At 30.8% G+C, this 15,083-nt stretch carries 13 protein-coding genes and 2 pseudogenes; 5 read left to right on the top strand and 10 right to left on the bottom strand.

The window, feature by feature from the left end; translation table 11 throughout:
• A pseudogene (locus tag C8P70_RS14375) lies at window positions 1–130 on the bottom strand (IS982 family transposase); the annotation flags it as partial.
• Window positions 131–603: 473 nt separating this feature from the next.
• Here C8P70_RS14375 and C8P70_RS12930 point away from each other — a divergent pair.
• The 4 genes from C8P70_RS12930 (at window position 604) to C8P70_RS12915 (ending at window position 5,124) form a co-directional block, all read left to right on the top strand.
• Window positions 604–2,025 carry a DUF3526 domain-containing protein gene (locus tag C8P70_RS12930; protein ID WP_133713732.1) on the top strand — a complete coding sequence of 474 codons (1,422 nt, stop codon included), beginning with the start codon at window positions 604–606 and terminating at the stop codon, window positions 2,023–2,025.
• Window position 2,026: 1 nt separating this feature from the next.
• Window positions 2,027–3,370: a DUF3526 domain-containing protein gene (locus C8P70_RS12925; protein WP_133713731.1), complete on the top strand. Its 1,344-nt coding sequence runs from the start codon at window positions 2,027–2,029 to the stop codon at window positions 3,368–3,370.
• On the top strand, window positions 3,364–4,059 hold the full coding sequence (locus C8P70_RS12920) for an ABC transporter ATP-binding protein (protein ID WP_133713730.1): 696 nt from the start codon (window positions 3,364–3,366) through the stop codon (window positions 4,057–4,059). Before C8P70_RS12925 ends, C8P70_RS12920 begins: the two co-directional genes overlap by 7 nt.
• 102 nt (window positions 4,060–4,161) lie before the next feature.
• The gene (locus C8P70_RS12915; protein WP_133713729.1) at window positions 4,162–5,124 is read left to right on the top strand and encodes an alpha/beta fold hydrolase; all 963 of its coding nucleotides are present in this window, start codon (window positions 4,162–4,164) and stop codon (window positions 5,122–5,124) included.
• A 30-nt stretch (window positions 5,125–5,154) separates the two neighbouring features.
• On the opposite strand, the gene C8P70_RS12910 is transcribed toward C8P70_RS12915, so the two are convergent.
• The 9 genes from C8P70_RS12910 to C8P70_RS12870 all read right to left on the bottom strand — a co-directional run bounded on the left by C8P70_RS12910 (window position 5,155) and on the right by C8P70_RS12870 (window position 14,737).
• Window positions 5,155–6,615 carry a M20/M25/M40 family metallo-hydrolase gene (locus tag C8P70_RS12910; RefSeq protein ID WP_243832715.1) on the bottom strand — a complete coding sequence of 487 codons (1,461 nt, stop codon included), beginning with the start codon at window positions 6,613–6,615 and terminating at the stop codon, window positions 5,155–5,157.
• A 393-nt stretch (window positions 6,616–7,008) separates the two neighbouring features.
• Window positions 7,009–8,031 carry a cytochrome-c peroxidase gene (locus tag C8P70_RS12905; protein WP_133713727.1) on the bottom strand — a complete coding sequence of 341 codons (1,023 nt, stop codon included), beginning with the start codon at window positions 8,029–8,031 and terminating at the stop codon, window positions 7,009–7,011.
• Window positions 8,032–8,109: 78 nt separating this feature from the next.
• The gene (locus C8P70_RS12900) at window positions 8,110–8,976 is read right to left on the bottom strand and encodes an MbnP family protein (protein WP_133713726.1); all 867 of its coding nucleotides are present in this window, start codon (window positions 8,974–8,976) and stop codon (window positions 8,110–8,112) included.
• A 25-nt stretch (window positions 8,977–9,001) separates the two neighbouring features.
• Complete coding sequence (locus tag C8P70_RS12895; RefSeq protein ID WP_133713725.1) at window positions 9,002–10,990, bottom strand: TonB-dependent receptor plug domain-containing protein; 1,989 nt, start codon at window positions 10,988–10,990, stop codon at window positions 9,002–9,004.
• A 5-nt stretch (window positions 10,991–10,995) separates the two neighbouring features.
• On the bottom strand, window positions 10,996–11,898 hold the full coding sequence (locus C8P70_RS12890) for a hypothetical protein (RefSeq protein WP_133713724.1): 903 nt from the start codon (window positions 11,896–11,898) through the stop codon (window positions 10,996–10,998).
• Window positions 11,899–12,187: 289 nt separating this feature from the next.
• Entirely contained in the window at window positions 12,188–12,553 is a 366-nt protein-coding gene (locus C8P70_RS12885) for a hypothetical protein (RefSeq protein ID WP_243832714.1), read from the bottom strand.
• Between the two features lie 192 nt (window positions 12,554–12,745).
• Window positions 12,746–13,609, bottom strand: a complete 864-nt coding sequence (locus tag C8P70_RS12880) for a helix-turn-helix domain-containing protein (RefSeq protein ID WP_133713723.1) — start codon at window positions 13,607–13,609, stop codon at window positions 12,746–12,748.
• An 87-nt stretch (window positions 13,610–13,696) separates the two neighbouring features.
• Window positions 13,697–14,071, bottom strand: a complete 375-nt coding sequence (locus tag C8P70_RS12875) for a hypothetical protein (protein ID WP_133713722.1) — start codon at window positions 14,069–14,071, stop codon at window positions 13,697–13,699.
• The gene (locus C8P70_RS12870) at window positions 14,072–14,737 is read right to left on the bottom strand and encodes an SCO family protein (RefSeq protein ID WP_243832713.1); all 666 of its coding nucleotides are present in this window, start codon (window positions 14,735–14,737) and stop codon (window positions 14,072–14,074) included. It abuts the gene before it with no gap.
• A gap of 216 nt (window positions 14,738–14,953) precedes the next feature.
• On the opposite strand from C8P70_RS12870, the pseudogene C8P70_RS14370 reads away from it, so the two are divergent.
• A pseudogene (locus C8P70_RS14370) lies at window positions 14,954–15,083 on the top strand (IS982 family transposase); the annotation flags it as partial.

The following is a 15,083-nucleotide window of genomic DNA, read 5'->3' as shown; positions in this document are numbered from 1 at the left end:
TTAAAGCAAGACTTATCAATTCCAAATCCTTCAATTTTGGTGTTCGTCTTTGGTAGGGCAATAAATTTTCATTTGATATTTTTCGTAAAACTTCCGAAATTCTTTCGTAATTTGCACCTAAGTTGTTCATTGTAAATGTTTTGTTATTAATTCAATTTACTGATTTTAAATCAAATGAACAACTTTTCTCTTCTTTAATTCATAATGCACAACGGGTAAGTGATAATTATTCAGTTACAAATATAGACATTAGAGTGAATTAACCTAAGACGCAAAACGGAATAGTAAATGACGCAATTAGCAATTAAGTTTTAATCCCTTATACAAAATCGTAGTATTTACTCAGGATTTTCTCTTGCTGTTATAACTAAAAGGACACATTGTTAAAAACAGTTCTTCCTCTTAATTCTGTGATATTAAGTAAAACTCAATAAAAAAATCTACACTGACGAGATGCGAAATAATAAAGACGAGACAAGTAATACTTGCGATTATCGTGGTTCTAATTCTAATTCTATCAATTAGTTTTGCCTATACAAGCTTTATAAAAACAATCGTAAAGAGCTTAACCAGAAAAAATGTAAAATCATAAACCACTTCTTAATGACTAAACTAATCACTAGAAAAACCTTTAGAGATATTATAAGCAAAAAACAAAATCTCTTTATTCTCTTAGGAGTTTGGCTAATATGTATCCTAAGTTGTTTTATCAATTACATTCAATTTACTACCCATGCTGCCTCAGTTGAATCTCATCGAACTGAAGTAAGAGAAAAATGGGAAAATAGACCTGATAAACATCCACATAGAATGGCTCATTATGGTTATCTTGTTTTTAGACTAGCTCATCCAATGAGTATATTGGACAAAGGATTAGACGACTATCTAGGAAATGTGATATTTTTAGAAGCTCATAAACAAAATACGGCAAATATTTCAGAAGCTAATAGCTCAGGTGTGATTGTGCGGTTTGGCGTATTTACCCCTGCTTTTATCTTACAAGTTTTGCTCCCTCTTATTATTTTCTTTGTTGGTTTTAATCTAATAACCAAAGAAAAAGAGAACAATACGTTAAAATTGTTAAGTATTCAAGGAGCCTCAAAAAAGGCTATTATTTTCGGTAAAGTAAAGGGATTGTGGCATTACGCTCTTCTACTTTCTCTACCTGTATTTCCAATACTAATTGGACTGATAAGCTACAGTTATTTAAGTACTTTTTCCGATATTCTGTTTCGAAGTTTACTGATTCTGTTTTCTTATGCTTTATTTTACTTTTTGCTAAGTTCAATTGTTGTAGGAATCTCAACACTAAGTAAAAACTCATCCTCAGCATTAATTAACCTAATTACCATCTGGCTTTTGATGTCAATTATTCTACCTAAAGCAGTACAATATACCGCTCAAATTAGTTATCCAATTGAATCAAGGATTGCCTTCGAAACCAAACTTGAAAAAGAAATTCTAAAAGTTGGAGATAGTCACAATCCCAATGACCCCTACTTTTCTCACATAAAAGACTCACTACTTAATCATTACAATGTTGACAATGTCAATAAACTTCCCTTTAACTATGGCGGTTTTATAATGAAACAAGGCGAAAAAATCAGTACGGATATTTACAATAAAAAAATTAAAAAACTGGAAGATACATTTGAAAAACAATATAGTATAACACAATACTCCGGTTATTTTAATCCAATGACAGCTATTAAAAGTTTTTCAATAATGGTTTGTGCAACAGATTATTACTCTTATAAAATATTTCAAAACCAAGCAGAAGAGTATCGCTACAAACTAGCTCAATACATGAATGATCTACAAATAGAACATATCAGCAATGATAAATCTAAAAATGAAATCATAAGCCAAGAAAACTGGAAAAACCTTCCTGACTTTAAATATCAATATACAGGACTATTAACTAGTTTACAAACTCAATTAACCACTTGTTCTGCCCTAGTCTTTTGGTTTGCAATAAGTCTTTTAATCATACTCCTAAGTATCAAAAAACTCAAATTCAATTAAGATGAATAAGTACTTATATAAACAATTTTTTCAAAATAAAGTGTATGTATTTTCACTCATACTACTATTCCTTCTTGGAATAGTATCCATACATACTGGAGTTACATTCCTTGAAAAAAACAATCAGTTAATGCAAGATGCTACTGAATATCAAGAGCAAAGCATTCAAAAAAACACAGCGCACGAAACACATATTGGATCTACTCTTTACTATATAAAATTCCATTTATTTAACGAACCTAATAAATTAACAGCACTTAATATTGGTATGAGAGATTTTACACCAAGTTTAAAAGGAGTAACTATCCGAAATTTAGAAGAACAGAAATACAATACAGATTTCTATAACCCTACAAGCGCACTAGCTGGAAATTTCGATTTTAGCTTTGTACTTATCTTTCTTTTTCCACTTATTATAATTGCTATTAATTTTAATATTCTATCACAAGAAAAAGAAAGTGGTACATTAAAACTATTGTCTTTACAAAGTGGAAATATAAAAAGAATAATAGATACAAAGCTCTTAATAAGATTCTTGGCTATTATTTCAATTTATTTTTTATTGCTCTTAACTGCCAAACTATGGATTGGTATTGCCTTGGATAGTACCTTTAGTTTATTCATTTTACTTGGTTTTTTATACATTTTGTTTTGGTTTGTCTTATGCCGTTTTATAATAGCAAGCAATAAGAATACCTCATATAATGCACTTTCTCTAATTATTATTTGGATAGGAATTAACTTTATTGTTCCAATGATAAGCTTTGTTCTAATTCAAAAAATGTATCCTATAGAAGAAGCACTACAAACTGTTATAGAACAAAGAGATGGTTATCACAATAAATGGGACGAACCTCAAAAAAACACAATAGATAAATTTCATAATATATATCCTCAATTTAAAACTAATGATACCATTTTTAATAATGATTTCAATTGGAAATGGTATTATGCGATGCAACATCTAGCTGATGTAGAATCAATGAAATCTTCTATTGCTTATCAGAGCAAAATAAAGGCAAGAAATAATGCTGCTAAGCTAATAGGTTATTTTCTTCCAAGTATGCACACCCTAATACTTTCAAGTGAACTAGCCTTATCTGATCAAAATAATATTCTTGCTTATGAAAACAAACTAAAGGATTTTCATAAAGAAAAACGTTTGCATTTTTATCCCTTAATTTTCTCTAATCAAGACAGTACTGTAGAGAATTGGAACAATCACAAACTAGAAAAATTCAAAGCACAATCAAACGTTTCAATTCTCGAACTATTATTGCCCCTATTTCTTATCATTACTATTTTATTAATTATCTCACATAAAAAATTAAGAAAACTATGCTAAAAGCAACCAACCTACATAAAAAATATGACAATAACACAGCGTTATATGGCTTAAATATAGAACTCAAAAAAGGAGAAGTCTATGCTTTACTTGGTCAAAATGGAGCAGGAAAAAGCACAACTATTAATATATTTTTAGGTTTTATAAAACCAACATCTGGAGAAGCTTTTATAAATGGGATATCTGTTATAGAGAATCCACAATTAATAAAAAAAGACATTGCCTATATACCCGAAACAGTTATGTTATACCCCGAACTAACTGGAATTGAGAATCTGGATTTCTTTAGTAAAATTGCTGGTTTTTCTTACACTCACAAAGAACTCATCGATTTTTTAATACTAACGGGACTACAAGAATCTGCACATCATAGAAAACTTAAAGAGTATTCAAAGGGAATGAGACAGAAGGTAGGAATTGCCATTGCAGTTGCTAAAAACGCCAAAGTGCTGTTTTTAGATGAACCAACAAGCGGACTTGATCCAATTGCTACAAATGAATTTAATGAACTCATCTGTAAATTAGGTCGTGAAGGTAAAACAATTTTTATGGCTACACATGATATATTCAATGCGACTAAAGTCTCAACCAAAATAGGAATAATGAAGCAAGGAAAACTGATACAACAATTAGATTCTAAAGATTTTACACCTGACGAATTACAGGAATTATACATAAAAACTATATAAATTAGTTAGGTAAAAAACGGGTTATAATAAGTTATAATTCGTTTTTTTTTATCTTCATTTATTTTACTTAAATTTAGTCTCAATAAATTATAATATAAAATCATGGGTTATTCTTCTTATAAAAAAATTGGAGTTTTACTCTTTTTCCTAATTCAATTACTTCCATACGCATTATTCGCTCAAACAAATACAGAATATTTTGCAATTGAAAATACTCCACTATACCAAATTAAAACTAGTGATGTCAACTTAGCGATACGCTATAAGAAAGGACACGATATTCCCATTGTTTTTATACACGGATCATGGGATGATCATAATTCTTGGCTACCTGTGGCAGAAGAGTTAAATAAAACAGTTACTAATTCTATAATTTTATATGATAGAAGAGGACATAGTGCTTCTTCTCCAGATAAAAAACAAGGTACAATATCAATAGATGTTAAAGATGTTTTATCCCTACTTGATGCTCTAGAAATTAAAAAGGCTCACTTTATTGGGCACTCTTATGGAGCAAATATAACTATAGAGTTAGCCAATAATCATCCTGATAGAGTTGAGAGTATTGTCCTATATGAACCTCCTATTTTTGGAATGCTTAAAGGACAATCTGAATACAAACAAATTCTATCAGAAGTACAGTCTGAAATGCAAAAAAGTAAAACCTTGCTTGAACAAGGGTACATTGAACAAGGCACATTTAATTTTATTGAAAAAGTAGCCTTTGGAGAAGGTAGTTGGTATTCTATTTTTGATGAAAGGGCACGAAATACCATGACAGCTAGTTATGCTACTTGGCTTGATCAGGCAAACGATCCCGAACGTTTAAATATTAAACCTGAAAATCTAAACCAATTTAAAGGCAGAATCACCTTGATTACAGGAAGTAATTCTATTTTAGTATATCCAGCAGTTGCAAAAGAAATAAAACAAAAAGTTAATTCAATAGAATTAAATACTATTCAAGGAGCAGGTCATGGAGGACTTATTTCTCATCCCAAGCAAACTGCTAATATCATCATTGCACATCTTTCCCCAGAGAAGAATACAGAATCAACGCAATAGAATTTTCAAAATAATTTATATTCGTTGTGTTTAATTATAATTTCTCATAATATATTCAAAATAATAAATCATTTTCATATAGTTTTCAATGCTTATATATTCATTTGTACTATGTATACTTTGTTGTTCGGAGTTGTTAATTTTCAAAGGAATAAATCTATAAATATTATTGCTAACAATTTGATATTTATAAGCATCCGTACCTCCAAGCGTAAGATAAGGTACTGTTAAAACATTCGGATATATATTTTTAATTCCTGTCTCTATCATTTTGTATGCTTTACTGTCGTTAGGCGATATAGCAGAAGCTTCCCTGGTATTATCTATTTCTTCTATTTCTACATCAAAACCTCTTGTTGCTTTATCAATATGTTCTTTTACATCTTCAATCGTATTTCCTGGAAGCAACCTGAAATTAACAACAAACTCTACTTCCGGAGAAAGAACATTCGTTCCATCACTGCCCTTCATCATTGTTAATGCAGTAGTTGTACGAATTAATGCATTCGTAGAATTATTTTTTGTCAGTTGAGAAAACAGAAGAGGTTTTAAAAGCCATCTGTTTGCAATTGCCAATTTTGAAGGAAACGACATGGCATCTCCAATATCGTCAAAAAAATTTTGAATCAAAGGCGTAATAGTAGGTTTCATCTGATTTTCTTCTAAACGTTGCATAATAACCGCAGCCTTACCAATGGCACTTTCTAAAGGTGGTGTAGAAGAGTGCCCTCCCAATCCTCTAACCTTTATTTTAGCAGATAGAAATCCTTTTTCTGCACAGCCGATTAAAGCAACATCTGAATTTACACCTGGGACACTTCCTTTTTCCAATATTACACCACCTTCATCATAGACAGCATCAAATCTAAGCCCTTTTTGTTTAAAATTTTCAGCGATTTTAACTGCTCCTCTTCTACCTCCTACCTCCTCATCAAAACCAAAAGCCAGATAAATATCACGTTGGGGTATAAAATCTTCCTTGATTAAATTGGTCATGGACTCTAACAAAGAAAAAAGCATTCCTTTCATATCTAGCGCCCCTCTACCATAAATCCGTCCATTTGCAACAGCTCCTGAAAAAGGTCCGTAATCCCATTCCTTAGCTATTTCCTCAACAGAAGACATGGGTATATCATCAGGTCTAAAAATATGTTCATCACTGTTTTTTACCTGAGCATTGCCTGAAGGTACAACGTCCATATGAGACAAAAATAAAATTGGTTCTAATGTAGGATTACTGCCTTTTAATATAAAAACCAAGCCATACCCATTAACCAAGTAATTCTCTGTACGCTCAAAAATTAATGGATATGTCTGTTTTAAATAATCTTTGAACGCATCAAAATTAGCATAATCAAACTCACCTAATTCTCCGGTAGAAACAGTCGGTATTTTTATTCCACCCGAAAGCCTAAAAATAGCAGAATCGTTTCTTGGAATTGTAAAGTCTGAACTTGATGAGTCTATTACATTCTTTTTAAAAGGATACATAAAAGTTCTAATTAAAAGAAAACTTATAAAAAGAACCGAAATGATAAGCAAATAAAACACAAGTTTTTTCATATTAAAATCAATAAAGTTTAATCTCAAAAAACAGAAATTTATAAGTTAAAGTAACACCTGTTTATTTATATTACAAAAAATTAGTTTTAACTCATTATTTCTATTGATAAAATTACAACTTTTTCTGTTTTATAGACTAATTTTTAAAAATAATTAATATTTTATTATAAGAAAATAAAATATTTAAAGAGTTAGAAAAGAATATAGTAATTTCTACTTTCTCTGTTACAAATCATAACAAGCTAACCTTTTTCGTTTCTTCGTAGATTTCCTGATCAATTAAAAAATACTCTTCAGATAAACCATAATCTAACTATTTAGTTATTTACTAATAAATCTGGTATCACTCAAAGTTTTCATAAATTGAATTAATGCTTCCTTTTCTTCTTCGCTTAATACAATACGATTACTATTATTTTTAAATATAGTATCCAAATTATCAGAATATAAAACTCCTGCATCAAAATAATCTAATACTTCCTTTAGAGAAGTAAACTGTCCAAAACTTCCATACGGCGCAGTATATTCAATATTTCGAAGCGAAGGCACTCTAAAGCTCATATAATCTTTTGAATCACCTGTTATTCTGGCTCTCCCTGCTTCATTGCTATTATGATTGACAGGAAAACCGATATTTCTAAAACTCTGATCAGTAAATAGTGCTCCACTGTGGCAACCTGCGCATTTTTGAGTAAATATGCTATAGCCATAAGTTTCTTGAGAAGTAAATTTTTCTTTATTATTCATTACGCGATCATATTTGCTGTCGGCAGAAATCAAAGTATACTCATACTGAGCAATGCTTTTGTATATTCGTTCAGGCGTAATGCTTTCATCACCGAATGCTTTTTGGAAAAGTACTCTGTACGAAATATCGTTTTTAATTTTTTGGATGACTTCCAGAATAGAAGAATCCATTTCTTCATGGGTAATAATGGGAACGATCGGTTGGTTTTCCAAACTCAGTTTACTGCCATCCCAATTATAGAATTTCATAAAAAGAAGGTTTTGAATAGGTGGAGTATTTCTCAGTCCTGCTCTTTGTTGAATTCCGATAGCCTGTGTATTATCATCTGCATAAGCATAAGCTCTTATATGACAACTAGAACACGATATGGTATTGTCTTTACTCAGCCTTTTATCAGTAAAAAGTTTCTCTCCTAATTGAACACCATATTTAGTTGGCTTGTTATTTAAGGCAGCCGGATTCCACTGAGGAAAATAACTTGGAACCACTAATTCTATTTCAAAATTGTCAAGAACAATATCTTCATAATCATCACTGCTGCAAGATATAAGCAACATTACAGCTATAAAAATAATTTTTCTCTTGATTACTTCCATTTATAACAATAATTAAAAACTAAAAATAAATTAAGAGCCATTATAGTAATAACGGCTCTCAATTATTAAACAACTATTTTATTTTACACTCACAACAGAGAACATTCCACTTATATCACTTGTTCCGTTTCCTCCTAAATTATCTACAAATTTTACCATCTGTACCGCTGTATGGATATTTGGCGTAGCGTTATCATCCGATCCGGTACCTGTACTTAACTTGATGGTATTTGATTTTCCACTTAACAACTTATCAAAATCTGCTTTTATAACAATCTTAGGCGATAAACTCCCCACTACAGCATTTTCTGGTAAATTTAAAGTTACATCTCTATAAGCATCAACCCCTTGTTTTTGTTTTCCGTCATCCCCATCTTCTATAGTACTCCCTGTATGAATAGACATTTCTTTATTATCTGACTCATAAAAACCTTCAATTTTAGTAAAACGATAACCTGTTCCCCATTCCCACATCATCTCTGTATCATTTGCTCCTGCAGCTGCATAAAAAACCGGAAATCTTACTTCATCTAATGTATTCAGATCACTTCTTACTCCTAAACCAAATTTGATTTGCTTATACTCCCCTTTTGGAATATTATTGAGTACATAATTAAGCGTTTCTGGTTTAGCCTGATTAATCACCGTGGCTCCTTTATCTAAATCATTTGCATTATACGGAATTTCATTACCGTCATTTTTAACCAAACGAATATTACTGATTACATATTTTAATTCAGAGAAATGATGTGTTTGCCCTTCAGCAGACACATTTACTGTAGCAGATGTAGAAGTTGCTCCTCCTAACACAATAGTTTTTTCTTTAAACGTATTCGCAAATTCTAAAGTTACGTTATTAGCAGCCGAGCTACCGTCATCATTTGAGCACGAAACAATTGCTAATGAAATAGCAGATAATAAAAGGTACTTTTTTAAATTTTTCATTTGTTTTTATTTATTAAGTTTATTTTTAAAAATTGATTTTTAGAGAAGTAAAAATATTACGTCCCATTCTTGGTATATTGCCCCAGTCTGCATATGTACTATAGTACTCGTTGAGTATATTTTCCGCCCCTACTTGAGCTACTGCTCTAACATTTTTTACATAAAAAGTATAATCAAACGAAGCATTCCAAACAGCATAAGAAGGTGTTAAACTTTCTCCATATTCCGGACTAAAATTACGTTGTCTGGCATCTCCGCTTACAGAAGTTTGTATACTGAAATCCTTAAACAAGTAATGTAGCGAGGTCTGATAACTAAAAGGTCTGATAAAAGGTAAATTTCCATTGTCATCATCTTTTCCTCTGGCATAGGTAGCACTTCCCTTCCAATGAAGATTGTCCAAAATTTGATAGTCTGCAACAAATGCAATATTAAACAAAGTTGCATAGTTTAAAGAAGTATATCCTTTTACTCCAACGGACTGGTAGTTCATGGGACTTCCTAAACTCAAAATTCTGCCGATAATGTAGTTTTTAATATAAAAATAATTCACCTTAGTCTGTAAAGAGAAGCGCTGATCTTTATATCCCATACTGGCATTTATCTCATTGGAAATTTCATCCTTCAGATCTGGATTTCCAATATAATCATATCGATCATAGCTATTGTAAATATAGTATCCATAAGCCTCTGATACAGAAGGCGCTCTATGTCCATATCCTATTCCTAATGAGAAATTAAATCTATCGACATCTATTTCATAATTAGCCTGTAAACCAGGTAAAAGTCTCGTTTTCTCTTGAGCAGCTCCTGGATGAAAAATCCAGTTAAATTCTACATATTTTGAATAATTGTAATTTATACCAACAGATCCGCCGAAGTTTAGCCTTTGATAATCAGAAAATTCTAAGGTATTATTTAATGATACCCCAGCATACGTCGTTGTTACCCAAGGCCAGCTATATGCAAACATTGTACGCTCAGATCTATTCTGTGGGTACATACGCATCTCAGCAATAGATAAATTATTATAGGCGTTTAATTGAAGTTCAGAATAATAATTACCTTGTTTAAAATTAGCCTTAGACAGTAAACCATAGGTTGTACTCCATCCGGGCATATCCATATGCACTAAGTTTTCCGGACGAGTTGTATCGTCCATATAGTGTTCTACAGCGTTAAAATAAACTTTAGTATCCCACACACGCAAAAAACGGTCTTCAAATAACTGTTTGTAAGATACTGATGTAATAATAGCACGTGACAACCACAAATCCATTGGTAAAGCAGGAAATCCCACATTCTTTGCAACATCAAAAATTGCATCTGCTTTCAAAGAAGATAACGCACTCGTTTTATAAGCTATTCCCAAAGACGTATTGAATTTTTTGTATTGTGAGTGCTTTATTTCATTTTTATTTCCATCTTTATAATTGTTGGCCTCTCTATATCCTATACTGACATCTCCTGCCCATTTTTTACTTGAAAAAGAGATATTCCCAAGGTTAAAGAATTGCCTGTTATTAAATTCGTATCCACTTTGATACGCACCCGACCATCGATTAACAAGTCCAAAAGCAGTACTTTTTTTCTTTAAATCAATGCTTCCGCCAATCGTAGCTCCATGCATACCTCCTTCCTGTCCGGATTTAATATCTATTGTTGAAAGATTATTACTTTCAACATAAGAGGTAATAGGATCCATCTTATCCGTACAAGCACCAAAAATATGCATACCGTCTATAGTTAATGTAGATCGCTCTGAACTCATATTGTTCAACATCGGTTCCCACGCATACGCACCCCGTTTAATAAAACTTATTTGCTCCGAGGATGCCAAAAATTCATCCACCGAAACAGCCATCTTCATATCTGTTTCTATTTTTTTTCCGGCACTAACAAGCATAGAAATTTCATCCAACATGGCGGATAAACTATCTTGTTTTATTGTAGTTTCTTGTGCTATAACAACTGTAGTGAATCCTACAAATAATAAAGTCGCTAAAAATCTCATAATGCTTAAAATAAGATATCAATATGTAATTCACTCTTTACTCCTTCTACGCCTGGCGTAAAATCAAGAGGAACCTTTGTTCCTTTTAAAATACGTCCGTGTTGGTTTAGCAAAATAAAATTCAGCGTCCAATTTCCAGTCATCGTGTAGTTCACTACACCATAATATAGCTTATCCTCTTTCTGAACTAGATCTTTATTATTAGGCGATGAATGATTTCCCATAGACGGCTCAGGCATCCTGGGATCAAGTACTAAAGTGTAATCATCTGCACTTGTATAAGCATCTATCAACACATCATTATCACTAGCGGTATTTAATTTATAAATTCCGGCAACGAGCTCATTTTCGGACACCTTTGGTTTTATAGGAGCCACTAAAGCTATAATGTAGCTTACATCATCATTTCCAACAAAAGAAGTCATGTTCAAATTTTTATTGGACTGCTTCTCTACAACAACTGGAAAACTTATTGCTATGGTGTCATTATCAACAACAAAAGTGGTATCTAATCTCCAGTCTCCGGAAGTACTTTCGGTTGTAAATACAGAAAATCCTTTATATATTTTTTCTTTTGTATCAAAAGTCATATCGTACTGATGAGGACAGGATTGTTGTTTCCCTTGTGTAGCAGTAAAAACAGGCAAAAAAGTTACTTTAGTGTTTTCAATTGTCTCTTGTTTTTTTATGTCCATTATTTTCAATCTGATCTCATTATATCCTTTATACAAATGACCATTTAAAGCTTCTATACTAATAGAATAGTTATCTTTAGCAATTGAAGCAACTTCTTTAAATTCATTGTTATCAGGAACAACAATATCAGTTTCAGACTCATAGTCTGTTTTTTCAATAGTACAAGCTGTAGCAAACAATAAAATTGCTGCTATCCACGTAAAAATTTTCATTTTAAAAAAAGTTGCACCCGATATTATAAATCACAAATTAATAAGGCAAGACCATTTATTTTATACTATGAGAATGATAGTACAATTTAAATAGTTTCATAGACCACAGAATTGTAATACAAAACAATATCGCAATACAGAATTGGAGGTATTAAAAAATTTCATTCAATACCCGGATTAAAAATAAGTTTATTGATTATGATAAATTATCGAGACAAACACACTTTATTTCACCCTTGCAAGCAAAGCCAAAAACAGTTTGAGAACGGTAAAAAATCACGATTAAAAACTAAAGTACCGGAGGTCTGAACAAAAAATTAGTAAATGTGAAGGAATATCTACTTTCAAAATTTAAAAATGATTTGGAAGTATAGTTGATGAAATTCATCAAAGCAGTTTCAGGTAGTAAATCTTGAAAAAAAACAAGTTGAATTTCGGCAGAGGCAAAATGATTTTTACTCTTATCTTTTCCTGAATCAGAGGCGTTTGCCATTTCCTTTTTTAAATGGCATTTTCCATTACATTGAAGTTCTGGCTTGTCTTTATTTATACAAAGTTCATTTTTAATATAATCATATAGCACTACATATTCAACTACCGGAAGTACGGGTTTGAATAACATAAATAACGATAATATGACCGTTGCTATTTTCATACTGCAAAATTCATGTTTATTTTTTCAATAGCAAAATTTAGTATTGTTTATATAAATTAATAGCCCGAAAAAATAAATACTCTATATGTAATAAATAAAAAGTTTCAAAATGATATCATTTACTCTGGGTAAATTAACTCCCTGCACAACCTCACTTGAGAATAATATATTCAATTCAAGTCTGTTATATAACTATTCCTGTTGACTTTTCCGATATTGTTCCGGAGTCTGATTTGTCATTTTCCTGAAGAATGTAACAAAATAAGAAGTGTGCTCAAACCCTAATTCGTTTGCAATCTCTTTTATAGTATTTGTAGTATAACTTAACAACCTTTGTGCTTCTAAAATTACTTGTCTATGTATTAGACTCCCCGCAGTTTGCCCTAGTAGATTTTTACAAATTTTATTTAAATAATTAGTACTTATGTTAAGTATCTCTGCATAATCCGAAGGCTTCTTATGAGTTTTAAAATTCTCCTCAATTAATTTTTGATATTTTTGAACTTTGTCTTTTATAGGATTATGAAAATTAACCGTTTTTAGCGGTATATATATTCTATCAAGCTCTATTAAAAGGATATTTAAATAAGATCTTAGAACTTTTTTTGAGGCTTTTTTCCTGATCGTAAATTCTTCTAACATATTAGATATAAGAGATATAAAATCGCTTAATTGATCAGATGATACTTTGATAGCTATCCCAAATTCCTCATTAAAAAAAGGAAATTGGTTTAGGACATTATTATTATATCTCAGAGAGAAGAAATTTTCAGTAAAACATATTATCCCCCCCTTTGCATCAGCGTTCAGGTATATTTTGTTAATGCAATTTGGCTTTAAAATAATTATCTGTGAACTATCAATACGCAATTTATCATGGTCAAAAGTTATTTTGCCACTAGCTTTTTCTAGTATTAAAATTGTATAAAAAGTATTTATATGGGCAGACTCTAATGCAGGATATTTTTTTAATACCCCTTCAATAGAATCAATCCAAAAATCACTCGAATTATTAAACAAACCAATATTGCAAACTGGTAATTTGTTAGTTTGCATAATTTTTGTTTTCCATTTATAATGAATTAAATAAACACGCCTCTAATCTCTTAAAATTAAAGCAAAAGAGACTGTGACAATATCATCCTAATCAAACTCAGGAGGTTGGAAAACTGAAAAAATTAAATTTGATATTGAAAATTCAGAAAAATATTCCGGATAAATTAAGTTCAATAATTCAGAAAAAATATGATCCGCATCATACAAGATTTTTTGATAAAATAAAGGCTGAATCTCTTTTATTTTTATATTAGGAAAATCTTGTTTCTTATCTGAGTCAGCAGATAATTCATTTTGAAGATAACACTTTCCATTACAAACCGGAATCTTGTCAAATCTATTGATGCATATATTTTTCGCGATATATTCCTGATTAAAATAAAATGAAGTTAGTATCCAAAAACTCGAAGTACTTTGGTATAAGAAAGATAGCAACACTATAAATAAAATACTTTTCTTCAATTATTCTAACTTTTCATTTAGCAAAATAGCTATCTCTTTAATTAATCTATTAACATCATCTGAATCTGTACCATCGTAAACGCCTCGAATATGTTTGCGTTTATCTACTAAAATAAATCCGCCACTATGTGCATATCCTCCGGGAACATTCTGATCTTGATATGCTTGAGAAAAATATCCGTTTTCTGCTAGATTGTGCATATATTCTCTTTCACCGTGTAAAAAATACCACTTCTTGGAATCTATTCCCAATTGATTGCTATATGCTTTTAACAAAGTAATAGAATCGTTTTCCGGATCTATCGTATGAGACGCAAAAAGAACCTCACTACTGTTTTTATAAATATCATACACCCTTTTTAACTCTATATTCATTTTAGGGCAAATTGTAGGACATTTTAAAAATATAAAATCTGCTATATAAATTTTATTGTCAAAAGTCTGATTAGTGATAAGAATACTATCTTGGTTTATTAACTGAAAATCAGGAATTTTAAAATATTTTTGCTCTCTATTCCCTACTTCAAGCTCTTTCTTCGTGTGATTACCTAAATAGGGTAATTGTTCTGTCGTTTGTTTACAAGACAAAATAATAAAGAATAGAAAAAACAAAGCTATTTTCTTAAAACTATCTTGATTATATATATTAAAGACACCTCTTAACATGACGATTTATTTAAGTCACATATATTATCCAAAGGTAAAAAAACTTCAACTATAACTGTTTAGAAAAAACAACTAAATATTATGATTTTTAGTCTTTCATTTCTATTTTACAAAAATTATTATAGCAAACCCGTTGTGCATTATGAATTAAAGAAGAGAAAAGTTGTTCATTTGATTTAAAATCAGTAAATTGAATTAACTACAAAACCATTTACAATGAACAACTTAGGTGCAAATTACGAAAGAATTTTGGAAGTTTTACGAAAAATATCAAATGAAAATTTATTACCCTACCAAAGACGAACACCAAAATTGAAGGATTTGGAATTGATAAGTCTTGCTTTAA

Source organism: Myroides indicus, assembly GCF_004364575.1.
Lineage (GTDB): Bacteria > Bacteroidota > Bacteroidia > Flavobacteriales > Flavobacteriaceae > Flavobacterium > Flavobacterium indicum_A.
The sequence above is the reverse complement of the archived record's forward strand: the minus strand, read 5'-3'. Positions and strand labels throughout refer to the sequence as shown.

What these genes read in the sequence shown, in the direction of transcription:
- C8P70_RS12930 (WP_133713732.1), top strand. Translation starts at nt 604, where the DNA reads ATGACTAAACTAATCACTAGAAAAACCTTTAGAGATATTATAAGCAAA.
- C8P70_RS12925 (WP_133713731.1), top strand. Translation starts at nt 2,027, where the DNA reads ATGAATAAGTACTTATATAAACAATTTTTTCAAAATAAAGTGTATGTA.
- C8P70_RS12920 (WP_133713730.1), top strand. Translation starts at nt 3,364, where the DNA reads ATGCTAAAAGCAACCAACCTACATAAAAAATATGACAATAACACAGCG.
- C8P70_RS12915 (WP_133713729.1), top strand. Translation starts at nt 4,162, where the DNA reads ATGGGTTATTCTTCTTATAAAAAAATTGGAGTTTTACTCTTTTTCCTA.
- C8P70_RS12910 (WP_243832715.1), bottom strand. Translation starts at nt 6,615, where the DNA reads ATGTATCCTTTTAAAAAGAATGTAATAGACTCATCAAGTTCAGACTTT.
- C8P70_RS12905 (WP_133713727.1), bottom strand. Translation starts at nt 8,031, where the DNA reads ATGGAAGTAATCAAGAGAAAAATTATTTTTATAGCTGTAATGTTGCTT.
- C8P70_RS12900 (WP_133713726.1), bottom strand. Translation starts at nt 8,976, where the DNA reads ATGAAAAATTTAAAAAAGTACCTTTTATTATCTGCTATTTCATTAGCA.
- C8P70_RS12895 (WP_133713725.1), bottom strand. Translation starts at nt 10,990, where the DNA reads ATGAGATTTTTAGCGACTTTATTATTTGTAGGATTCACTACAGTTGTT.
- C8P70_RS12890 (WP_133713724.1), bottom strand. Translation starts at nt 11,898, where the DNA reads ATGAAAATTTTTACGTGGATAGCAGCAATTTTATTGTTTGCTACAGCT.
- C8P70_RS12885 (WP_243832714.1), bottom strand. Translation starts at nt 12,553, where the DNA reads ATGAAAATAGCAACGGTCATATTATCGTTATTTATGTTATTCAAACCC.
- C8P70_RS12880 (WP_133713723.1), bottom strand. Translation starts at nt 13,609, where the DNA reads ATGCAAACTAACAAATTACCAGTTTGCAATATTGGTTTGTTTAATAAT.
- C8P70_RS12870 (WP_243832713.1), bottom strand. Translation starts at nt 14,737, where the DNA reads ATGTTAAGAGGTGTCTTTAATATATATAATCAAGATAGTTTTAAGAAA.